At 56.8% G+C, this 21439-nt stretch carries 18 protein-coding genes; 12 read left to right on the forward strand and 6 right to left on the reverse strand.

Annotation, left to right across the window (positions count from 1 at the left end; genetic code table 11):
• Positions 1-166: 166 nt before the first annotated feature.
• The 6 genes from QRN24_RS01190 to QRN24_RS01215 all read left to right on the forward strand — a co-directional run bounded on the left by QRN24_RS01190 (position 167) and on the right by QRN24_RS01215 (position 8487).
• Positions 167-2350, forward strand: coding sequence for a TonB-dependent receptor (locus tag QRN24_RS01190; RefSeq protein ID WP_284942228.1), 2184 nt, complete (start codon positions 167-169; stop codon positions 2348-2350).
• Positions 2351-2452: 102 nt separating this feature from the next.
• A complete protein-coding gene (pheP, locus tag QRN24_RS01195) occupies positions 2453-3841 on the forward strand; it encodes a phenylalanine transporter (RefSeq protein WP_284942229.1) in 1389 nt (462 codons plus the stop codon).
• Positions 3842-4025: 184 nt separating this feature from the next.
• A complete protein-coding gene (locus QRN24_RS01200; protein ID WP_044867815.1) occupies positions 4026-5264 on the forward strand; it encodes an MFS transporter in 1239 nt (412 codons plus the stop codon).
• A 15-nt stretch (positions 5265-5279) separates the two neighbouring features.
• Complete coding sequence (locus QRN24_RS01205) at positions 5280-6305, forward strand: sugar phosphate isomerase/epimerase family protein (RefSeq protein WP_284942230.1); 1026 nt, start codon at positions 5280-5282, stop codon at positions 6303-6305.
• Entirely contained in the window at positions 6298-7440 is a 1143-nt protein-coding gene (locus QRN24_RS01210; protein WP_221709541.1) for a Gfo/Idh/MocA family protein, read from the forward strand. Before QRN24_RS01205 ends, QRN24_RS01210 begins: the two co-directional genes overlap by 8 nt.
• 75 nt (positions 7441-7515) lie before the next feature.
• Positions 7516-8487, forward strand: a complete 972-nt coding sequence (locus tag QRN24_RS01215; RefSeq protein ID WP_025204778.1) for a LacI family DNA-binding transcriptional regulator — start codon at positions 7516-7518, stop codon at positions 8485-8487.
• On the opposite strand, the gene QRN24_RS01220 is transcribed toward QRN24_RS01215, so the two are convergent.
• Together QRN24_RS01220 and QRN24_RS01225 are read right to left on the reverse strand one after the other, a co-directional pair.
• A complete protein-coding gene (locus tag QRN24_RS01220) occupies positions 8488-9732 on the reverse strand; it encodes a mechanosensitive ion channel family protein (RefSeq protein WP_020885139.1) in 1245 nt (414 codons plus the stop codon).
• Positions 9733-9798: 66 nt separating this feature from the next.
• The gene (locus tag QRN24_RS01225; protein WP_284942231.1) at positions 9799-11235 is read right to left on the reverse strand and encodes an MFS transporter; all 1437 of its coding nucleotides are present in this window, start codon (positions 11233-11235) and stop codon (positions 9799-9801) included.
• A 107-nt stretch (positions 11236-11342) separates the two neighbouring features.
• Here QRN24_RS01225 and QRN24_RS01230 point away from each other — a divergent pair, with 107 nt between their 5' ends.
• On the forward strand, positions 11343-12212 hold the full coding sequence (locus tag QRN24_RS01230) for a helix-turn-helix transcriptional regulator (RefSeq protein ID WP_284942232.1): 870 nt from the start codon (positions 11343-11345) through the stop codon (positions 12210-12212).
• Entirely contained in the window at positions 12209-13243 is a 1035-nt protein-coding gene (locus QRN24_RS01235) for a hypothetical protein (protein ID WP_020885137.1), read from the forward strand. The genes QRN24_RS01230 and QRN24_RS01235 overlap by 4 nt, the downstream gene beginning before the upstream one ends.
• A 121-nt stretch (positions 13244-13364) precedes the next feature.
• On the opposite strand, the gene nfsB is transcribed toward QRN24_RS01235, so the two are convergent.
• From nfsB to QRN24_RS01250, 3 genes are all read right to left on the reverse strand, one after another.
• Positions 13365-14018, reverse strand: a complete 654-nt coding sequence (gene nfsB, locus QRN24_RS01240; protein ID WP_284942233.1) for an oxygen-insensitive NAD(P)H nitroreductase — start codon at positions 14016-14018, stop codon at positions 13365-13367.
• Between the two features lie 121 nt (positions 14019-14139).
• Positions 14140-14508 (reverse strand): MmcQ/YjbR family DNA-binding protein, encoded by a 369-nt coding sequence (locus tag QRN24_RS01245; protein WP_020885135.1) that lies wholly within the window; start codon positions 14506-14508, stop codon positions 14140-14142.
• On the reverse strand, positions 14498-15088 hold the full coding sequence (locus QRN24_RS01250; protein WP_020885134.1) for a TetR/AcrR family transcriptional regulator: 591 nt from the start codon (positions 15086-15088) through the stop codon (positions 14498-14500). The genes QRN24_RS01245 and QRN24_RS01250 overlap by 11 nt, the downstream gene beginning before the upstream one ends.
• Positions 15089-15278: 190 nt before the next feature.
• Between QRN24_RS01250 and QRN24_RS01255 the strand changes: the two genes are divergently transcribed.
• Both QRN24_RS01255 and QRN24_RS01260 read left to right on the forward strand, forming a co-directional pair.
• Complete coding sequence (locus QRN24_RS01255; protein ID WP_020885133.1) at positions 15279-16382, forward strand: MBL fold metallo-hydrolase; 1104 nt, start codon at positions 15279-15281, stop codon at positions 16380-16382.
• Positions 16383-16414: 32 nt separating this feature from the next.
• Complete coding sequence (locus QRN24_RS01260; protein WP_020885132.1) at positions 16415-16756, forward strand: RamA family antibiotic efflux transcriptional regulator; 342 nt, start codon at positions 16415-16417, stop codon at positions 16754-16756.
• A gap of 60 nt (positions 16757-16816) precedes the next feature.
• Here the strand turns inward: QRN24_RS01260 and QRN24_RS01265 are convergent, their stop codons facing one another.
• Positions 16817-17065 carry a DUF1158 domain-containing protein gene (locus QRN24_RS01265; protein WP_025204775.1) on the reverse strand — a complete coding sequence of 83 codons (249 nt, stop codon included), beginning with the start codon at positions 17063-17065 and terminating at the stop codon, positions 16817-16819.
• A 488-nt stretch (positions 17066-17553) separates the two neighbouring features.
• On the opposite strand from QRN24_RS01265, the gene QRN24_RS01270 reads away from it, so the two are divergent.
• Positions 17554-20262, forward strand: coding sequence for a cation-transporting P-type ATPase (locus QRN24_RS01270; RefSeq protein ID WP_047744073.1), 2709 nt, complete (start codon positions 17554-17556; stop codon positions 20260-20262).
• A gap of 106 nt (positions 20263-20368) precedes the next feature.
• The gene (locus QRN24_RS01275; RefSeq protein WP_040016831.1) at positions 20369-21430 is read left to right on the forward strand and encodes an efflux RND transporter periplasmic adaptor subunit; all 1062 of its coding nucleotides are present in this window, start codon (positions 20369-20371) and stop codon (positions 21428-21430) included.
• Positions 21431-21439: the final 9 nt, after the last annotated feature.

The following is a 21439-nucleotide window of genomic DNA, read 5'->3' on the forward strand; positions in this document are numbered from 1 at the left end:
GTCCTCCTGCTTTCCCACGCCTGTTAACCGATTTTCTCACGTAGTGACGTGCGTTTACGCTTGCTAACAATCATGTAATGCGTATAGTTCTCATTTGCATTGCACTTGATTACATTCTAAGGCCCGACAACGGGCCCTTTTTGCGCGCACGTTTAATGAGTTAATTATGAACAACACGAAAAGGCATAAAACGCTGCTGGCTCTCGCCATTGGCGCGGTCACGCACTCCGCCCTGGCGGCGGATGAAAAGAAAGAAGACACCCTGATTGTCCAGTCTGCGCCTGCCAGCGATTTTAAACCCGGCGGCGACCAGCTTGTACCAGCGTTCCTTGACGGGCAGGTGGCAAACGGCGGACGCATGGGGATGCTGGGGCAGCAAAACGCCATGGACGTGCCGTTTAATATCATCAGCTACACCTCGAAGCTGGTAGAAGATCAGCAGGCGAAAACCATTGCTGATGTGGTCGCTAACGACGCGGGGGTGCAGTACGTGCAGGGCTACGGCAACAGCGCCGAAACCTTCCGTATCCGTGGCCTGAAGTTTGACGGAGATGACATGACCTTCGGCGGCCTGTCCGGCGTTCTGCCGCGTCAGGTGGTGGATGCGCAGATGGTCGACCGCATTGAGATTTTTAAAGGGGCAAACGCCCTGATGAACGGCGCGGCAAGTTCAGGCGTGGGGGGAATGATTAACCTTGAGCCGAAACACGCGGATGAAACGCCGCAGGCAAAAGTGGGCGTCGATTACACCTCCGATTCCCAGTTTGGCACCACGCTGGATGCGGGCCGTCGCTATGGGGACAACGACCAGTTTGGCGCGCGCGTGAACCTCGTCCATCGCGAAGGGGAAAGCGGGGTGCCCAACGATCGCCGCCGCACTACGCTGCTCTCCACCGGCCTCGACTACAAAGGCGACAATTTCCGCACCTCTCTGGATGTGGGGTATCAGAAGAAAACCTTCCATGGCAGCCCGACCAGCGTCAATATCTCCGCCGTGGATTTCGTGCCTGAACCGCCGAAAAACGATCGCAACTTCTCGCAGAAATGGGCCTACAGCAACATCGAAAATGAATTCGGGATGTGGCGCAGCGAGTACGACATTACCGATAACTGGACGGCCTATACCGGCCTCGGTGCGCAGCACGCTCACGAAGAAGGGATTTACAGCGCGCCGAAGCTGCTGGATAAAAGCGGTAAGGCGACGGTCAGCCGTCTTGATACCAACCGCATCAGCGATTCCGTCAGCGGGATGGCGGGTATTCGCGGTAACTTTGCTACCGGCTTCGTAACGCATAAAGTCAACGTCGGTTACTCCGCGATGACCAAAAACGAAAAAATCGGCTGGAAAATGTCGTCGGCGGCGGATAACCCAACCACCAATATCTATCACAATACCGGTGTGGATATGCCGGACAGTTCCAGTTTCAACGGCTTAGGCGGAAAATACAGCGATCCGCTCACCAGCGGGCGTACCCGGACGCAGGGCTGGCTGTTGAGTGATACGCTGGGCGTGCTGGACGACAAACTGCTGTTTACCGCCGGGGCGCGTCATCAGAAGGTGGTCATTCGCGGATACAACAAAATTACCGGGCAGGAAAATAAAGCAGACGGCTTCGACGGCAGCCGCTGGATGCCTACCTACGGCGTGGTTTACAAGCCGTGGGGGGCGATCTCCCTGTATGCCAACCACACCGAAGCGCTGCAGCCGGGTCAAACAGCCCCCAACACCGCCACCAACTACGGGCAGAGCACCGGCATCGTTCACTCTAAGCAGAACGAAGTGGGCGTGAAGGCGGATTTTGGTCGCGTGGGCGGCTCCCTGGCGCTGTTTGAGATCAAAATGCCGTCGGCGATCCTCAACAGCAACGGTCATTATGGTCTTGATGCCGAGCAGCGTAACCGCGGCGTGGAGCTGAATGTGTTCGGTGAGCCCCTGCTGGGCGTCCGTCTGAACGCCAGCGCTACCTGGCTGCAGGCGGAGCTGACCAAAACCAACAACGGCCTCAACCAGGGCAATGATGCGATTGGCGTTCCGAATTTCTATGCCGTTCTGGGCGCAGAGTATGACATCAAACCGATTGATGGCCTGACCGCTACCGCGCGCGTGAACCACTCCGGCACGCAATACGCGGACCTGGCGAACACCAAAAAGCTGGACAGCTACACCACGCTGGATCTGGGTATGCGTTATCGCTTCGCCGTTAACCACAATCAAAATCAGATGACGGTGCGTGCGGGTATCGACAACGTGACTAATGAAAACTACTGGTCCAGCGTGGATGATTCAGGTACCTACATCACCCAGGGCGAACCGCGTACCTTTAAAGTCTCGGTGGGCTACGCATTCTGAGAACGCCGCTCGTTATCCGGGGCAGGGATGCCCCATTCCCTTGCTACCACCAGCCTGAAGTGTTAAAACGTGCCCCTTCTAAAAAAGAGACAGGGGTAGGGCGTGAAAGACGCGTCATCCGCTTCAGGCACCGGTAGCGCTGAAGCTTCGTCGGAACAGAATCCGACGCTGCAACGTGGTTTGCAAAATCGACATATACAGTTAATTGCCCTCGGTGGGGCTATCGGTACCGGGCTGTTTCTCGGCATCGGCCCGGCCATTCAGATGGCGGGGCCGGCGGTATTGCTGGGTTATGCCCTCGCCGGGATTATCGCCTTCCTGATCATGCGCCAGCTTGGCGAGATGGTCGTCGAAGAGCCAGTGTCAGGCTCGTTCGCGCACTTTGCGTATAAATACTGGGGCCCGTTTGCGGGGTTCCTCTCCGGCTGGAACTACTGGGTGATGTTTGTGCTGGTGGGGATGGCAGAGCTGACCGCCGCTGGCATCTACATGCAGTACTGGCTCCCGGATGTGCCCACCTGGATTTGGGCGGCGGCCTTCTTCATTATCATCAATGCCATCAACCTTGTGAACGTCCGTTTGTACGGTGAAACCGAGTTCTGGTTTGCGCTCATCAAGGTGCTGGCGATTATCGGCATGATTGGTTTTGGCCTGTGGTTGCTGTTCTCGGGTCACGGCGGTGAGCGTGCCACGATCGACAACCTGTGGCAGCACGGGGGGTTCCTGGCGACCGGCTGGAAGGGGCTTATCCTTTCGCTGGCGGTGATCATGTTCTCTTTCGGCGGGCTGGAGCTGATTGGTATCACCGCCGCTGAAGCGCGCGACCCGCATAAAAGCATTCCGAAAGCGGTCAACCAGGTGGTGTACCGTATTCTGCTGTTCTACATCGGTTCGCTGGTGGTATTGCTCGCGCTCTATCCCTGGGTTGAGGTGAAATCAAACAGCAGTCCGTTTGTGATGATTTTCCACGATCTCAACAGCAATGTGGTGGCCTCAGCGTTGAACTTCGTTATTCTGGTGGCGTCACTTTCGGTCTATAACAGCGGCGTTTACTCCAACAGCCGGATGCTGTTTGGCCTCTCCGTTCAGGGGAATGCGCCGAAGTTCTTAACCCGCGTCAGCCGTCGCGGCGTGCCGGTGAATTCTCTGCTGTTGTCCGGTGCGATCACCTCTTTGGTGGTGGTGATCAACTATCTGCTGCCAAAAGAGGCGTTTGGCCTGCTGATGGCGCTGGTGGTTGCCACCCTGCTGCTGAACTGGATCATGATCTGCCTGGCGCACCTGCGTTTTCGTGCCGCGATGCGTCGTAAGGGACGTGAGACGCAGTTTAAAGCGCTGCTTTATCCGGCAGGAAACTATCTCTGCATTGCTTTCCTCGGGTTGATCCTTGTGCTGATGTGCAGCATGGACGACATGCGGCTTTCCGCGATGCTGCTCCCGGTGTGGGTCATCTTCCTGTTTCTGGCGTTTAAACTTTCCCGCAAGCAATAATGCATGCCGTCCTCTCCCGGTGGGAGAGGGCGAGCTATCCGGTTTCTCATCCCAACGCGATTAACCTCTTTATCGTGACCCCTCTCCCAAATCTCTCCTGATCCACAGGATCTTTATTTTGTAATCGATTACTTTTCATTTGAGGGTATTTGTAATCGATTACTTTTCTAGGGTGAGGCTCATTATGGTGTCAACAACTGAAAGTAGTGGAAAGGTGATAGCGCAGCACCGGCTGCTGGTTCCGCGTCTGTCGCTGATGATGTTTCTGCAGTTTTTTATCTGGGGTAGCTGGTCGGTCACGCTGGGTCTGGTGATGACCCAGCACAACATGTCGCTGCTGATTGGTGATGCGTTCTCCGCCGGGCCCATCGCCTCTATTTTGTCGCCGTTCGTGCTCGGGATGCTGGTGGATCGCTTCTTCGCCTCGCAGAAGGTGATGGCGGTAATGCACCTGGCGGGCGCGGCTATCCTGTGGTTCGTTCCGGGGGCGCTGATCGCTGAAAATGGTGCGCTGCTGATTGGCCTGCTGTTTGGCTACACGCTTTGTTATATGCCGACGCTGGCGTTAACGAACAACATCGCGTTTCACAGCCTGGCAAACGTCGATAAAACCTTCCCGGTGGTGCGCGTGTTCGGCACTATCGGCTGGATTGTCGCGGGGATCTTTATCGGCGTTACCGGCGTGGCCTCCAGCGTCACGATCTTCCAGGTTGCGGCGGCGAGCTCCGTGCTGCTGGCGCTCTACAGCCTGACGCTGCCGCACACGCCCGCCCCGGCTAAAGGGCTGCCGGTCCAGATTCGCGATCTGTTCTGCGCTGATGCGTTTGCCCTGCTGAAAACCCGCCACTTCCTGGTCTTTTCCGTCTGCGCAATGCTGATTTCCGTGCCGCTTGGCACCTACTACGCTTACACCGCCTCATATCTGGCGGATGCCGGGATTGCTGATGTCAGCACCGCGATGTCGTTCGGCCAGATGTCAGAGATTGTCTTCATGCTGGTGATCCCGCTGCTTTTCCGTCGTCTGGGCGTGAAAGTCATGCTGCTGGTCGGCATGCTGGCGTGGTTTGTCCGTTACGCGATGTTTGCCATGGGGGTGAGTGAGGAGGGACGTTTCCTGCTCTATCTCGGCATCCTGTTGCACGGTGTGTGCTATGACTTCTTCTTTGTGGTGGGCTTTATCTATACCGACCGCGTGGCGGGCGAAAAGGTGAAAGGCCAGGCGCAGAGCATGATCGTGATGTTCACCTATGGCATCGGCATGCTGCTTGGTTCGCAGATTTCTGGCGCGCTGTATAACCGTCTGGTGGCGGGACAGGCCGTGCCGCAGGCGTGGGTCACCTTCTGGTGGATCCCGGCGGTGGCGGCAGCGGTGATTGCGCTGATTTTCCTTCTCACGTTCAAATATGACGATGACAAGGCGTAACGTTCAGGAGGTGGTATGAGAACGATTAAGGGACCCGGTATTTTCCTGTCGCAGTTTATCAGCGCAGAAGCGCCGTTTAACTCGCTGGATGGGCTGGCAGGCTGGGCAGCAGGTAAGGGCTACAAAGCCGTGCAGATCCCCTGCAATCATCCGCACATTTTTGACGTGGAGAAAGCGGCTGAGAGCCAGACCTACTGTGACGACATTACCGGCACGTTGGCGGAGCACGGGCTGGCGATCAGCGAGCTGTCGACCCATCTGGAAGGGCAGCTTATTGCGGTGAACCCGGTCTACGGCGACGCGTTTGACCATTTCGCGCCGGCAGGCGTGCGGGGTAACGACGCGGCCCGTCGGGCGTGGGCGACCAGCAAATTGAATCAGGCGGCGGCGGCCTCCGCAAAATTAGGCCTGACAGCGCACGCCACTTTTTCTGGATCGCTGGCGTGGCCATTTTTCTACCCGTGGCCGCCGCACAACGCGCAGCGTTTTCAGGACGCTTTCCAGACGCTGGCAACCCGCTGGCGGCCCATTCTGGACACTTTTGATGAGCATGGCGTCGATGTCTGTTATGAGTTGCATCCGGGGGAAGACCTGCATGACGGCGTGACGTTTGAGCGTTTTCTGGCGCTTGTGGACAACCACCCGCGCTGCAATATTCTCTACGATCCCAGCCATATGCTGCTTCAGCAGATGGACTACCTGACGTTTATCGATCTCTACCATGCGCGCATTAAAGCGTTTCACGTCAAAGATGCGGAGTTTCGTCCCAACGGGCGCAGCGGTGCATACGGTGGCTACCAGCCGTGGATCCATCGCGCGGGTCGCTTCCGGTCGCCGGGCGACGGGCAGATCGACTTCACCGGTATTTTCAGCAAACTGACCCAGTACGACTACGAGGGCTGGGCAGTGCTGGAGTGGGAGTGCTGTCTTAAGGATGGCGATACCGGTGCCCGCGAAGGCAGCGAATTTATCCGTCGTCATATCATTCCGGTATCCGGGCGCGCGTTTGACGATTTCGCCGCGGGAGGCAGCCATGATTAACGTCGGGATTGTCGGCAGTGGCTTTATCGGCCCGGCGCACATTGAGGCGCTGCGGCGTCTCGGCAGTGTGCAGGTGGTCGCCCTGTGCGACAGCTCGCTTTCACAAGCGCAGGAAAAGGCGCGCCAGCTGAATGTGCCCCATGCTTACGGGAACGTTGAGGCGCTGCTCGCCCATCCGGATCTGCACGTGGTGCATAACTGCACGCCAAACCATCTGCACGCAGAGATTAACCGACAGATTTTGCGGGCGGGTAAGCATGTTTTTTCCGAAAAGCCGCTGTGTATGACCCCGGAGGAGGCCCGCGAGCTGGTGGCACTGGCTGAGCAGGCGGGCGTGGTACACGGCGTCAGCTTTGTCTATCGCCAGTTTGCGATGGTGCGCCAGGCGGCCAGCATGAGGCGCGAGGGCAGTCTCGGTCGGCTGTTTGCCACGCATGGCAGCTACCTGCAGGACTGGATGCTGCTGGAAACCGACTACAACTGGCGGGTGGATGCCACGCTGGGCGGTGCATCGCGCGCGGTGGCGGATATCGGCTCCCACTGGTGCGACACGGTGCAGTTTGTGACCGGGCGGCGGATCACCGACGTGATGGCCGACCTCGCCATCGTCTGGCCAACGCGCAAGGCCAGTGCGGCGGGAAACCGGACCTTCACGGATGATCGCAGCGCGAACGATGAAGACAGACCGGTCACCACCGAAGATTTTGGCTCGGTGCTGGTGCGCTTCGACGATGGCAGCAAAGGCAGTTTTAACGTCTCGCAGGTCAGCGCCGGACGCAAAAATCGGCTGACGTTTGAAATTAACGGCAGCGAACGGTCCGTGGCGTGGGATCAGGAGGTGCCGCAGCAACTCTGGATCGGCCATCGCGCGCAGGCAAACCAGACCCTCTCCGACGATCCAAACCTGATGAACCGTGACGTGGCCGAAAGCGCCCATTTTCCTGGCGGACATATCGAAGGCTGGCCTGATGCCTTTAAAAATATGATGGTGCAGTTTTACCGCGCCGTGATGCAGGGGGAGATGCCGGCACAGCCGCTGTTTGCGACGTTCCATGACGGCGCGAACGTCATGTATATCATTGATGCGATAGTGAAAAGCCATCAGCAACAGCGCTGGGTGCGCGTTGCGTATTGACGCGTTGCCCGGTTCGCCGGGCAACGAATTTATGGTAGCCTGCATAAAACGTTAACCGCAGGAAATGCCGTCGCTATGTCCATTCAGAAAATCGCTCAGCTTGCCGGGGTGTCCGTGGCAACGGTCTCTCGCGTGCTTAACAACAGCGATACCGTGAAAGCGAAAAACCGCGAACGCGTCCTGCAGGCGATCAAAGAGAGTAATTACCAGCCCAACCTGCTGGCGCGCCAGCTGCGAACTGCCCGCAGCTATATGATTCTGGTAATGGTGTCGAACATCGCTAACCCGTTCTGCGCCGAAGTGGTGAAAGGCATTGAAGAGGAAGCCGAAAAGAACGGCTACCGCATTCTGCTGTGCAACTCCGGCTCTGACATTGAACGCTCGCGTTCGGGGCTGAGTTTGCTGTCCGGTAAAATTGTCGACGGCATTATCACCATGGATGCCTTCTCAAAGCTTCCTGAACTGGCCGCCCTGATTGGCGCTGCGCCGTGGGTGCAGTGCGCCGAATACGCCGATGCCGGTGCGGTCTCCTGCGTCGGGATTAACGATGTGGACGCCTCGCAGCATGCGGTCAGCCAGCTTGCCGACGGTGGGCGCGGGCGGATCGCGATGATTAACCACGACCTGAGTTATAAATATGCCCGCCTGCGCGAGCGTGGCTATAAGAGCGTTATCCACCTGAAAGATCTGGCTTACCAGGCGGTGGAATACGCCAGCGATCTCAGCTTCGGCGCCGGAATGGCGGCGATGCAAAACCTGCTGAAGGAAAACCCGCCTGACGCGGTCTTTGCCGTTTCCGATACCCTGGCGGCAGGTGCATTGCATGCGATCCAGCAGGCGGGATTACGCGTGCCGGAAGACATTGCGGTAGTCGGGTTTGACGGTACGGAACTGGCGGAGATGATTTCGCTCACCACCATCGAACAGCCGTCGCGGGATATTGGGCGCAAGGCGGTCGATTTGTTGTTGAATAAAATCGATAACCCGGATGCGCCCACAGAAAGAGTGATGATGGACTGGCGCTTTATCTCCCGCGCCAGCGCCTGATTATTTCGCTATTACGCCAGCCAGCGAGCGAATATCGTTTCCGGTCGGAGACTGATGAATACGCAGACCAAATTCATCCACCACGGCGAATATATGGTCGAAAATATCGGCCTGAATCGCCTCATATTCCGCCCAGACGACTGTGTTAGTGAACGCGTATATTTCAACTGGCAGCCCGTTAGCTTCTGGCGCTAACTGGCGAACCATCAGCGTCATATCTTTACGGATCCGCGGGTGATTACGCAGATATTCATTTAAATAGGCGCGGAAGGTTCCAATATTGGTCATTTTGCGCAGGTTCAGCACCGATTCGCCTTCACCGTTTTCCTGATTCCAGAGCGAAATTTCTTCGTGACGCGCCGCCATGTACGGCTTAAGCAGCTTCGCCTGAATCAGCTGCTGTTGCTCCTGCTCGTCGAGGAAGTGGATGCTGGTGGTGTCTATATTCAGGCTACGCTTGATGCGTCGCCCGCCGGAGGCCGACATGCCGCTCCAGTTGATAAAGGCATCAGAGACCAGCGCCCAGGTCGGAATGGTGGTGATGGTGTTGTCGAAGTTGCGCACCTTGACGGTGGTCAGGCCGATGTCCGTGACCGTGCCGTTGGCTCCGTATTTTGGCATCTCCAGCCAGTCACCGAGTTTAAGCATGTCATTGGCGGAGAGCTGGATCCCGGCGACAAGCCCGAGGATCGGGTCTTTAAACACCAGCATTAACACCGCAGCCATGGCGCCCAGGCCGCTAATCAGAATGGCTGGCGACTGACCAATCAGCAGCGAGATAATTAAAATCCCCACCAGAATAGCGCTCACCAGTTTTATTCCCTGGAAGATGCCCTTCAGCGGGAGCTGCGAGGCTGTCGCCATCTTTTGCGAAAGATTGAAAATGACGTCCAGCAGCGAGAAGAACGAGAGCAGGGCATACACCATCACCCACAGCCTGGCGCAGGTGGTGAGCATTTCCGCGGCTTCGCTGCCTTTTTGCAGCCACAGTACCGCCTGAACGTTGACAATAATCCCCTGCAGGGTAAAGGCGACACGGTGAAATAACTTGTTCTGGGTAATGATTTGCAACCATAAATGGCTGCTGGCCTGCGCGCGCTTCTCAAAGGCCCGCAGGACCACTTTGTGCAGAATAAAATGAACGATGAGTGCGGTAAGAAAAATAATACCAAAGATAATCACTAAAGAGGTGGTGTGATTAATTTCAATGCCTAACTCTTCAACCTGAGCAATTAATTCCTGCATAACGTCTCCTGTATTGATGCAGCCCCATAATGGCGGCTGCGGATCTATTATGCAAATTCGTCAGGGTTATTTGACGGCGTGGCAGGTCGTCACCACCGGCAGGCACAGCCGATGGCGAACCCGCAGCGTCGCCAGCGCGAGGATCACCATCAGGCCAGTTTCTACCGCGAGGAAGAGGGTGATCGCCTGGGTGTAATCTCCGTGATGATTCTGCAGACCGTGCAGCAAAATCGCGCCAAAGATGGCCGGGCCGAGTCCAAGCGCCGCCTGCTGCAGCGTGCTCAAAATGGCGCTCGCCGCCCCGGCGTCATCAGGCTGAATATCGCGCATGCCAATACGATAAAAACTGTTCACGATCAGCGCCTGACCGTAGCCGACCAGCCCGGTCGCGGGTGCCAGCGTCAGCGCGGTATTGTGCATTCCCCAGAGGCGGAAGGTGACAATCAGTGCCAGCAGGCCCGCTATCTGGATCGCCAGACCGGTCAGCAGAATGGTACTGGTGCTGTAGCGGGCAATCAGACGCGGGGCAAACCACGCTGAAATAAAGTAGGTGACACCCAGGGCGATAAAACTGTTGCCAGACTGCCACGGCGCCATCCCCAGACCGGTTTGCATGGTTAACGCCATGCAGAACATAAAGCCGGACCAGACGCTAAAAAAGAGCAACGCAATCAGCACGCCAAAGCGGATACTGCGCAACTGCAGCAGGCGCGGCGGGATCAGCGGATGCGCATCGTCCCGCTCTTTTTTACGGGCGTTGAGGGCCATCAACCCGGCAAGCGGAATAATGGCGATAAGCGCGACCTTGAGCGGCCAGGACCAGTGCCACTGCGGGCCAAGCGCCATCGGGAACAGCAGGCAGCAGAGGATGATCGCCAGCAGGACGGTGCCCGTCCAGTCAATGCTTGATGGCGTGTCGCGGCGGGTTTCCGGCACGTAGCGGCGGCTCATGGCCAGCACCACCAGACAAATCGGCACGTTGATAAAGAAGGCGTTACGCCAGCCGAGGCCGGCAATGTCCGCCGATACCAGCCAGCCTCCGCCCATCTGGCCGACGATAAACGCGATGCCGCCGATGCCGCCAAAGAGGCTGATGGCCTTCGCGTGGGCCGTACCTTTCAGCGTTACGTGCAGGGTGGCGAGAATTTGCGGCATGATCAGCGCCGCGCCAGCCCCCTGAAGAATACGGGCGACCAGCAGTTGTTCAATGTTGCCTGCCATTCCGCACAGCAGCGAGGCCAGGCCAAAGCTCGCCACGCCCCACATGAAAAGACGACGGCGGCCAAGGTTATCCCCCAGCTTGCTGCCGAGGGCAAGGCAGACGGCAAAGGCCACACCGTAGAGGGCCACAATTAATTCCAGCTCGGTGGCCGTAGCGTGCAGCGAATGGGTGATAGCATCCAGCGCCACGTTGGTGATTGAGGTATCAATCAGTGGCAGCATCTGGCCGGTTAACAGCAATATCAGGCCTGCGCGGCCCGGTGAAACGACTGACGTATTCATGGTAACTCCATTGCGTCATTCAACAGATGGTCGTAGCATCAACGATCTGATAAACGGGTACCAGTTCTTGCTTATACTGGTACTGGCACTACCATGCAGGGGGATTTATGGCGCTGATGTCTGAACCCGTCGTCTCGCTCAAGGATGACACCCGAAAACAACTTGGTGCGTTTTTACGCGCCCGACGCGAAAGCCTCGATCCGCAGCGGCTCGGCCTGCCGCGCAGCGGTCGACGCCGCACGCCCGGGCTGCGCCGTGAAGAGGTGGCCCTGCTGGCGGACGTCGGGGTGACCTGGTACACCTGGCTTGAGCAGGGCAGGGACGTCAATCCGTCCAGCGCGGTGATGACCGCCGTGGCAAAAGCGCTGCAATGTACCCCGACCGAAGCGCGCCATCTTTTTGTGCTGGCCGGGCTACCGCCGGGTGAAGCACCGCAGGCCACCTGCTGTGAAGGGATCAGCGAAGGCACGCGCCGCCTGCTTGATACGTTAATGCCGAAACCGGCCAGCATTCAGAAACCCAATTTCGACATCGTGGCGTGGAACGACAGCTTTGGTCATCTGATGGGTGTCGATTTCAATACGATCCCCCCGGAAGACCGCAACTGTATTTATCTGTTCCTCACCCACCCGGCATGGCGCGCCCGTCTCGGCAGACGTGACGATGTGCTGCCCGTCTTTGTCTCCTATTTCCGGGCGGCGATGGCCGAGCACCGGGGTGACCCGCTGTGGGAAGCCAAACTGGCGCGCTTCTTTGCGGTGTCTGAGGAGTTTAAAAATCTGTGGCATCAGCGCAATGACGTGCGCGGTGTGGAAAACCAGCTCAAGTTGTTTACCCATCCTGAGCTTGGGGAATTTACCCTGCAGCAGATGTACTGGTACTCTGCTCCACGAAACGGTTCCCGGTTGCTGGTGTATCTGCCAGTAGATGAAGCCGGGGAGAGAGCAATGGAATGGCTGACGGAGCAGGCAAAATGAAGGTTACCGGCAAACAGGAGCGGCTGCTACGCCGCGCACTCAACGAGTGGCAACAGGAAGGCACATTAACCGCTGACGACCATCAGCGGCTGGCCGGTACGCTTCAACGCGTGACCATGGACTGGCAGCGGCTGAGCCGCTATGCCTTCTGGACGGCACTTGCCTGCGTCATTATCGCCATCGGCAGCCTGTTTTCGGACAGCGAACTGATGGCGCGCATTATCGAATTCTTCGCTTTTTCCTCCCTTGCCCGCATCGGGCTGCCGGCACTGCTGGCCGTGCTGTTTTATTTGTGGGGCTTCAGCCGCCAGCGGCGGGAGACGCAGTGGCATTACAGTACCGAAGCGATTTTGTTCCTCGGAGTCTTGTTTACCGCCATCGCGCTCTGGCAGCTGGGTGAACGGCTGGATAACGGCAGCGGCCACATCGCGCCCCTGTTCCTGGCCGGCTGTGCCGTCTATGGCCTGGTAGGCTTTTTCGGCCGCTCCGGGCTGGTCTGGCTGTTTTTCTTGCTCTCGCTTGGCAATTGGTTTGGCGCGGAGACGGGCTATATGTCCGGCTGGGGCGCTTACTGGCTGGGGATGAACTATCCGGTGCGCTTTATCTTTTTCGGCGGCGCGCTGCTGGCCCTGTGCTGGATCCTGCGCGCTGTGCTGCAGTCCCGTCATCTCTACACCACCAGTAAAGCGATGGGGCTGACGTATCTCTTTGTCGCCCTGTGGATCATGTCGATATTTGGTAATTACGATATCGATAACTGGTACAGCGTGACCCAGGCCTCGTTGCTGCCGTGGGCGCTGCTGTTTGCGGTGGCGGCGGTTCTCTGTATTTACATCAGTCTGAAAACCGACGACGGCATGCTGCGCGGGTTTGGCCTGACGTTCCTCGCCATTAACCTCTATACCCGCTACTTCGAATACTTCTGGGATGGGATGAACAAGGTGGTGTTCTTCCTGATTCTGGCGGCGTCGCTGGCGGTGATAGGGCGGTATGCGGAGCGGATCTGGCATGCCGGGCGTGCGGAGAAGTAAGTTTTGCGCGTGTTGATCGGGAAGACGCAGAAAACGCCGTCTGCGTGAGATGCTGACTCAATGGCGAAACCAGGCAGATGACGCGTGATTGAAAACGGGCCGCAGTTGCGGCCCGTTTGTCTTAGCACTCGGTCACAATCGTGCTCAGCGGCAGGCGAGATTTTGGCAGCGTGGCGTTGAAATCTTCCACGCTGTGGTGTCCAACCGGGACCACCACCAGGCTGGTGAAGCCTTTCTCTTTCAGGCCAAACTCTTCGTCGAGGATGGCGGCGTCAAAACCTTCAATGGGTACGGCATCCAGGCCCAGCGCGGCCACGCCTAACAGGAAGTTACCGACGTTGAGGTAAACCTGTTTCGCCATCCACTGGTCGTCATCTTTCAGATCCACGCGGTGCATGTCGGCGAAATAGCAGCGACCTTTGTGATTCGCCGCTTTTGCTTCTGGGGTGTTGAAGCGACCGTCGGCCTCTTCCTGATCCACGACGCGCTCAAGCCACGCATCGTCCATGGCGGTTTTCGCGCAGAACACCACCACATGAGAGGCGTCCATCATTTTGCGTTCGTTGAACACGTAAGTGCCTGCCGCAGATTTGGCCACGCGCGCTTTACCTTCCTCAGTGCTGGCAATAATAAAATGCCATGGCTGGGAGTTCGTGCTGGACGGGCTGTACTGCAGCAGGGTTTTGATCTTCTCCGCTTCTTCAGCGGTCAGTTTCTTGCTTGGGTCAAACGCCTTGGTGGAGTGGCGTTTCAGGGCAACGGAAAGGATATCCATAACAACTCCTGGTGATAAAATTCGCCCGCGTGCGGGCGCGAAAAGGAGTGCAGATTACCGTGCGAAGCGGGAAAAGATAAGTGCATTTTGAGCGCTTAATCTGTTCGTCACAGACGAACAATCAGCGCGGCCTGATCCATTTCTGGTCTTTTTTCGGCAGCTTATCGACGACCAGATTCCAGGAATCGTTGATGAGATCGGCCACCAGTTCCGGCGTAACATCGTCGGTGCCGTAGAGTGAAATCCAGTGCTTTTTATTGAGATGATACCCCGGCTCAACGCCGCGGTAGATCTGCTGGTTTAACAGGGATTTTTCCGGATCGGATTTCAGGCTGACATGCGGTCGTCCGTGAGCAACCGCAACAATCATGAAAATTTTGCCACCCACTTTAAACACATCAAATTCCGGCCCGAACGGCCAGCAGTGTTCGGTGAACGGCAGTTCCAGCGCCACGCGTTTGGCGTGTTCCTGCAGCGATTTACTGTCCATCAATATCCTCGGAGGCGAGTCCACGCCACATGGCTTCAAAGCCCAGCGCTTTAAAATCGACGGCGCGGGACGGATCGCGGGTGGCAAATTCCATGGTGGTTTCGGCAAGCGATAAGAACATGGCATCACCAAAGGTACGAAACTCATCGGACATAAATACCGGCCGCACTGCGCGACGGCACAGTTCATGCAGCTCCGGGAACATCTCCTGCACGGCCTGCTCCGTTTCGGCGCTGATCTTCTCGCTGACGCCAAGCTGGCGAATGGCGGCGTGAGCGACAGGATTACGGATGCCCCAGTCCACGTAGCTGTTCCAGATATTGCGGGTATGTTCTTTGGGAAGGGTGAGCGTGCGATCAAGCTCCGCCAGCATCGTCTGGCAGAGATCCTGCTTCAGGTGCAGATAGAGGGCATTCAGCAGATCGTCTTTGGTAGCAAAGTAGCGGAACAGTGTGCCTTCAGCGACGCCCGCATTCCGGGCAATTAAGGCCGTTGAGGCGGCAATACCTGACTGTGCAAATGCAGCGGTTGCTGCGTCCAGTAAGGCCTGTTTTTTATCTTCACTCTTCGGACGTGCCACTAAATTGTTCCTCCTGTCAATTGTAAAAACCTTGATTGAAACACGTGCTTTGACAGGCTGCAACGCGCAATGTCAAAGATCGAAAACGTCTTGACGACTTTATCATCATATCTATAATGAGTGCTTACTCACTCATAATCAAGTTCAACCCGCGTAAACCATCGGATGGGGCGCGTTTTCGGGTCAGGATATGAAAAAGCCTCTATTCATCTGCGTGGTGTTCGTCATGATTATTGCTTCAGCTGCGAGTTTACCTTTTGTCCTGAATCCTGGATTTGGCCAGCCACCGCAGGGTGCGCAGCTTACCGAAGTGGAGGCCTCCCCGCAGTATCGCGACGGGAAATTCCACAATACGTTGCCGACACCGGGCTTCACCGGCGAGCAAAATATGCTGGTAGCGTGGTGGCAATTTCTGACCCGCAAAACCGAAAATGCCCGTCCCGCGCAGCCGCTGCCGCTGGTGAAAACCGATCTCGCCAGTCTGCCGCTGGAGCAGGACACGCTGGTCTGGCTCGGTCACTCGTCGTGGTATATGCAGCTGGCGGGTAAACGTATTCTGATTGACCCGGTGCTCAGCAACTATGCCGCGCCGTTCTCGTTCCTCAATAAAGCTTTTGCGGGCGAGTATCCCTGGCATGCGCAGAACATGCCGGAGATCGACCTGCTGATCATCTCCCACGATCACTACGATCATCTGGATTACGCCACCATCAGGGCGTTACTGCCGAAGGTGAAACGTGTGGTTACTCCGCTGGGCGTTGGATCTCATTTGCGCTACTGGGGCATGAAGCCGGAAATTATCGACGAGCGCGACTGGAACCAGTCGGTGCGCATCAGTGATGACTTAACGGTGCACGTCCTGCCGGCACGTCACTTCTCCGGACGCGGGATTAAACGCGATCAAACCCTGTGGGGGAGCTTTATGTTCGTCACGCCGGCACAGAAAGTTTATTACAGCGGAGACTCCGGTTACGGTCCGCACTTCAGGGCCATCGGTGAGCAGTTCGGCGAGGTGGATTTAGCCATCATGGAAAATGGCCAGTACGATCGGGACTGGAAGTACATTCACATGATGCCGGCGGAAACGGCGCAGGCGTCGGCTGACCTTAACGCGAAAGCTGTCGTGCCCGGTCATAACGGACGCTTTGTGCTGGCGAAACACACCTGGAACGATCCGCTGATCCAGCTGGCGCAGGCCAGCAAAGATAAAAATTATCGGCTACTGACGCCGGAGCTGGGTGAACCTGTTCACGTGAGTGATACCACGCAAACCTTTCGTGAGTGGTGGGAATAATGTTTAAGCGAGAAGCAGAGGGGGAGAGCAGTATGACCATTTCCGCTCAAGTCATCGACACCATCGTCGAGTGGATCGACGACAACCTGCACCAGCCATTACGTATCGAAGAGATCGCCCGCCACGCGGGTTACTCGAAATGGCATCTGCAGCGTTTGTTTATGCAGTACAAGGGAGAAAGTCTCGGGCGTTACATTCGCGAACGCAAGCTGCTGCTGGCAGCGCGTGACCTGCGTGAATCGGACGAGCGTGTCTACGATATCTGTTTGCGCTACGGCTTTGATTCGCAGCAGACGTTTACGCGTATCTTTACCCGTACCTTCAACCAGCCGCCTGGCGCGTACCGCAAAGAGAACCACAGCCGGACACACTGAACGTGGCGTTATGCAGAAATCCGACCGGGTAAGGCGCAGCCGCACCCGGTTTTTTTTTACTTACGATGCCAGTGAAAACCAGCGACGCCAGACGAAACGCAGGATGAAGAATTCGAGGGCGCCAAGCAGTAAAAACCACACGCAGAACAAAATGGTGTACAGCTGGTTAAGATCGACCATGTGGAAGATCGTCATCAGCTTTTTCGCCAGCACCAGCCCAAGCGACGGCGCAGGTAACAGCAGGCAGGAGAGCAGGGCCATCAACAAAATGCCCCCCGCTGTGAGCAGCGATTCTAACGGGTGTTTCATCTTAATGTTAATCGTCAGTTAAAAATGTCATTGTCCGGCATCGCGGAACGTAAAGCAATATAAACCCGGCAGACGTTTTTTGTTAAATCAAATGCGCTTTTCTGCGAATAAATAACAGAAAGAGAATAATCTCTCAGAAGCGATTAAATTATTATCGCGTTATGTAAATAAATGTCCTTGTCATGCAAATAATTTTACAAACATATAAGTGCTATATCCAATTAACGTGGCAATAACAATGGCTGCGACAATGTATAACGCCAGGCGGCGTGCGCGATAAATACCAAACATGGTTCCTCCTCGTTTAGCGTTGGTTTAGAAATATTTTGTAAAAATCATCGTATTCGAATAATATTTATTAGTTTTGAATATCCCGGCAGTAATTATATTGCGGTAGATCAATTTTACCCGCAAGCCTTAAAAATGAATTTATTAAAGCCAGAAAGGAATTCAGGCTTCCGTCCACCGTATATTGAAGGAAAAATACGATGACCAAAAAAAATCTCTCTCAGAACATGCCGCCTGCTGGTGGGCAGGCGTATCAGCAGACCGTTGAGCAAGTGCTTGCTAACAAGCAGAGCCAGGCAAGCGGCCTCGACCGTGCTGAAGCGCAGGCACGTCTGCATCAGTATGGCCCTAACGCGTTGCCGGAGAAAAAAGGCAAGCCCGCCTGGCTACGTTTTCTCGCCCATTTTAATGATGTACTGATTTACGTTCTGCTTGCCGCGGCGGTATTAACTGCGGTTATGGGCCACTGGGTCGATACGCTGGTTATCCTCGGTGTGGCGGTAATCAACGCGTTAATTGGCCATATTCAGGAAAGCAATGCGGAAAAATCCCTGAAGAGTATTCGCAATATGCTCTCCAGCGAAGCGCGCGTCATTCGCAATGGCAATCATGAAACGCTACCGACAACTGAAATAGTCCCGGGCGATATTATTGTATTACGCGCGGGGGATCGTATTCCGGCGGATATGCGTTTAATCGAAGCGCATAATTTACGCGTGGAAGAGGCTATTCTGACCGGCGAATCTACCGTGGTGGATAAACACATTAATCCGCTGACCGGTGAATTACCGCTGGGCGACCGCACTAACCTGGTCTTTTCCGGTACGACCGTGAGTGCAGGGGGCGGCATTGGCGTGGTCATTGCCACCGGGCAAGAGACTGAACTTGGCCACATTAACCAGATGATGGCGGGTATTGAAAAGCATCGTACGCCGCTGCTGGTGCAGATGGACAAGCTGGGGAAAGCGATCTTCGCCATTATTCTGGCGATGATGGCGGCTCTATTTGTCTTCAGCCTGGTGTTCCGCGAAATCCCCATGGGCGAGCTGCTGCTCTCTCTGATTAGCCTGGCGGTCGCCTCCGTGCCGGAAGGTCTGCCAGCCATTATTTCTATCATCCTTTCTCTTGGCGTACAGGCGATGGCACGCAAGCGGGCGATTATCCGCAAGCTGCCAACGGTTGAAACCCTGGGGGCGATGACCGTGGTCTGCTCGGATAAAACCGGCACCCTGACCATGAACGAGATGACGGTGAAAGCCATCATTACTGCCGACAGTTGCTACCGCGTGGACGGTAACAGCTACGAGCCGGTGGGGAACATTTACCTGGAAGGCAGCGACGAGCCGATGCAGATCCAGCCGGGCACCGTGCTGGAGCAGTACCTGCGCACTGTCGATCTCTGTAATGACAGCCAGCTGATTCAGGACGAACGCGGTCTGTGGGGCATCACCGGTGGGCCGACCGAAGGGGCGCTGAAGGTGCTGGCGGCGAAGGCGCATCTTGAGCCGGTGATGACCACCCTGATTAACAAGATCCCGTTCGATTCGCAGTACAAGTACATGAGCACCCACTATCAGATTGGTCACGAGGAGCACATCCTGATTACCGGCGCGCCGGACGTGATTTTCGCGCTGTGTAAACAGCAGCAGGCCCGTAACGGCGCTGAAGCGTTCGACCGCGCTTACTGGGAAACCGAGATGGAGCGCTATGCACGTCAGGGGCTGCGTATGGTTGCCGCGGCGTTCAAACCGGCGAACGGTGAGCAGGCGCTGACGCATGACGATCTGAATCACGGGCTGATCTTCCTCGGTATTGCCGCAATGATGGATCCACCGCGTCCTGAAGCGATTGATGCGATTCATGCCTGCCAGCAGGCCGGGATCCGCGTGAAGATGATCACTGGGGATCACCCGCAAACGGCAATGAGCATCGGTCAGATGCTCGGGATCACCAACAGCGAGCAGGCGGTGACGGGCTACCAGCTGGAGAAAATGGACGACGCTGAGCTTGCAGACGCCGCGGTGAAATATGACATTTTCGCCCGTACCAGCCCGGAGCATAAGCTGCGCCTGGTGAAAGCCCTGCAGGACAAGGGTGAGATCGTGGGCATGACCGGCGACGGTGTGAATGACGCTCCGGCGTTGCGCCAGGCGGACGTGGGCATCGCAATGGGCATTAAAGGCACCGAAGTGACCAAAGAGGCGGCGGATATGGTCCTGACCGACGATAACTTCGCCACCATCGCCAGCGCGGTAAAAGAGGGGCGTCGCGTTTACGACAACCTGAAGAAAACCATTCTGTTCATTATGCCGACCAACCTGGCGCAGGGGTTGCTGATTGTTATTGCGCTGCTGGCAGGAAACATTATCCCGCTGACGCCGGTACTGATTTTGTGGATGAACATGGCAACCTCCGCCACGCTCTCCTTTGGCCTGGCCTTTGAAGCCGCTGAGCGCAACATCATGAAGCGTCCGCCGCGTCAGACCGGACAGCACGTGATGGATGCGTACGCCGTATGGCGCGTGGCCTTCGTCGGGACCATGATTGCAATCGCCGCTTTTGCGCTGGAAGCCTGGCTGGCACCGCGTGGCCACAGCGCGGAGTTCATCCGCACCGTGCTGCTGCAGATGCTGGTCTGCGCCCAGTGGGTATACATGATTAACTGCCGCAACACTGAAGGGTTCTCCCTGAACCGTGGCCTGCTGGCGAACAAAGGGATTTGGCTGGTCACAGGAGTGTTGTTCCTGCTCCAGGCGGCAATCATCTACCTGCCGTTTATGCAGATGCTTTTCGGTACGGAAGCGCTGCCTCTGCGCTACTGGTTCGTCACGCTGGCGGTAGCCGCGGTGATGTTCTTCGTTGTTGAAATCGAGAAGCGACTGACCCGCAGGTTCCGTAAGGCTGCATAACCTTTTGCCCTCACCTTAACCCTCTCCCGCCGGGAGAGGGGATGCTGACCTCCCTTTCATTGGGCAGAGGGCCGGGGTGAGGGAAACACATCAGAGGTACATCCCCATGAAATTCCCGCTCCTGTTCGTCCTCCTCGCCCTCTTTCAACCCGCGTTTGCTGCTGCCATTCCGGTTCGCGTGGCGGTTGTGGAGCAAACGACCCACGCAGCTGAACGGCACGTGCCTGGCCGCATTGAAGCCATTCATACCGTCCAGATAAGAGCGCGCACGGAAGGCGTGATTACCCAGGTTCATTTTCGCGACGGACAATACGTGAAAAAAGGTGACGTGCTGTTTGAACTGGACGATGCCGAGCCACGCGCCGCCGTGCGTCTGGCACAGGCTGAGGTAAAGAGCGCGGAAGCCACGCTGCGTCAGGCGCAGCAGCAGCTTTCACGCTTTGAAAGCCTGGGCAACAGCAATGCCATCAGCCGTCACGACGTGGATAACGCGCGCATGCAGCGCGATGTCGCCAGCGCTGCGCTGGAGCAGGCGAAAGCTCGCCTCGAAACCCGTAACGTGACGCTGGCGTACACGCGCATCACATCGCCGATTGATGGCCGCGTGGGGCACAGCCAGTTCCATGCCGGCAGCCTGGTGAACCCGTCAAGCGGCGTGCTGGTGGATGTCGTGCAGCTTGATCCGATCCGTATCGCCTTTGCGCTGGAAGAGGGGGCGTTTGCCACCAAAGCCGGACAACATGCGGATATCAGCGCCCTGAAGCGCGCCTGGCAGGCGCGGATTGACAGCAATGGTCAGCGCCTGAGCGGTGAACTGACCTCCGTGGATAATCGTATCGACCCGCGTACCGCCAGCGTGATGCTGCGCGCCGAATTCGCCAACCCGCGCCATCAGCTGCTGCCGGGCGGCAATGTGAATGTCTACCTGCGTCCGGCAAGCGCGCAGCCGGTGCTGACAGTGCCCGCTGCGGCAGTACAGCAAAACGGCGAGGGATTCTTTGCCTGGGTGGTTAACGCAGAAGGCAAAGCCGAAAAACGCCCGCTGAAGATTGCCGGACAGATTGGCCAGCAGTTTGAGATTTCATCCGGCTTACATCCCGGTGAGCGAGCGATCACCGACGGTGCCCAGCGCGTACAGCCTGGCGCAGCCGTCCAGATACTGAATTAAGGAGCCATC

It is taken from the genome of Enterobacter sp. MEB024, assembly GCF_030209635.1.
Classification (GTDB): domain Bacteria; phylum Pseudomonadota; class Gammaproteobacteria; order Enterobacterales; family Enterobacteriaceae; genus Enterobacter; species Enterobacter ludwigii.

Excerpts from the sequence above, each read along its gene's own strand:
- QRN24_RS01190 (WP_284942228.1), top strand. The coding sequence starts at position 167 with ATGAACAACACGAAAAGGCATAAAACGCTGCTGGCTCTCGCCATTGGC.
- QRN24_RS01200 (WP_044867815.1), top strand. The coding sequence starts at position 4,026 with ATGGTGTCAACAACTGAAAGTAGTGGAAAGGTGATAGCGCAGCACCGG.
- QRN24_RS01205 (WP_284942230.1), top strand. The coding sequence starts at position 5,280 with ATGAGAACGATTAAGGGACCCGGTATTTTCCTGTCGCAGTTTATCAGC.
- QRN24_RS01210 (WP_221709541.1), top strand. The coding sequence starts at position 6,298 with ATGATTAACGTCGGGATTGTCGGCAGTGGCTTTATCGGCCCGGCGCAC.
- QRN24_RS01215 (WP_025204778.1), top strand. The coding sequence starts at position 7,516 with ATGTCCATTCAGAAAATCGCTCAGCTTGCCGGGGTGTCCGTGGCAACG.
- QRN24_RS01220 (WP_020885139.1), bottom strand. The coding sequence starts at position 9,732 with ATGCAGGAATTAATTGCTCAGGTTGAAGAGTTAGGCATTGAAATTAAT.
- QRN24_RS01225 (WP_284942231.1), bottom strand. The coding sequence starts at position 11,235 with ATGAATACGTCAGTCGTTTCACCGGGCCGCGCAGGCCTGATATTGCTG.
- QRN24_RS01230 (WP_284942232.1), top strand. The coding sequence starts at position 11,343 with ATGGCGCTGATGTCTGAACCCGTCGTCTCGCTCAAGGATGACACCCGA.
- QRN24_RS01235 (WP_020885137.1), top strand. The coding sequence starts at position 12,209 with ATGAAGGTTACCGGCAAACAGGAGCGGCTGCTACGCCGCGCACTCAAC.
- nfsB (WP_284942233.1), bottom strand. The coding sequence starts at position 14,018 with ATGGATATCCTTTCCGTTGCCCTGAAACGCCACTCCACCAAGGCGTTT.
- QRN24_RS01245 (WP_020885135.1), bottom strand. The coding sequence starts at position 14,508 with ATGGACAGTAAATCGCTGCAGGAACACGCCAAACGCGTGGCGCTGGAA.
- QRN24_RS01255 (WP_020885133.1), top strand. The coding sequence starts at position 15,279 with ATGAAAAAGCCTCTATTCATCTGCGTGGTGTTCGTCATGATTATTGCT.
- QRN24_RS01260 (WP_020885132.1), top strand. The coding sequence starts at position 16,415 with ATGACCATTTCCGCTCAAGTCATCGACACCATCGTCGAGTGGATCGAC.
- QRN24_RS01265 (WP_025204775.1), bottom strand. The coding sequence starts at position 17,065 with ATGAAACACCCGTTAGAATCGCTGCTCACAGCGGGGGGCATTTTGTTG.
- QRN24_RS01270 (WP_047744073.1), top strand. The coding sequence starts at position 17,554 with ATGACCAAAAAAAATCTCTCTCAGAACATGCCGCCTGCTGGTGGGCAG.
- QRN24_RS01275 (WP_040016831.1), top strand. The coding sequence starts at position 20,369 with ATGAAATTCCCGCTCCTGTTCGTCCTCCTCGCCCTCTTTCAACCCGCG.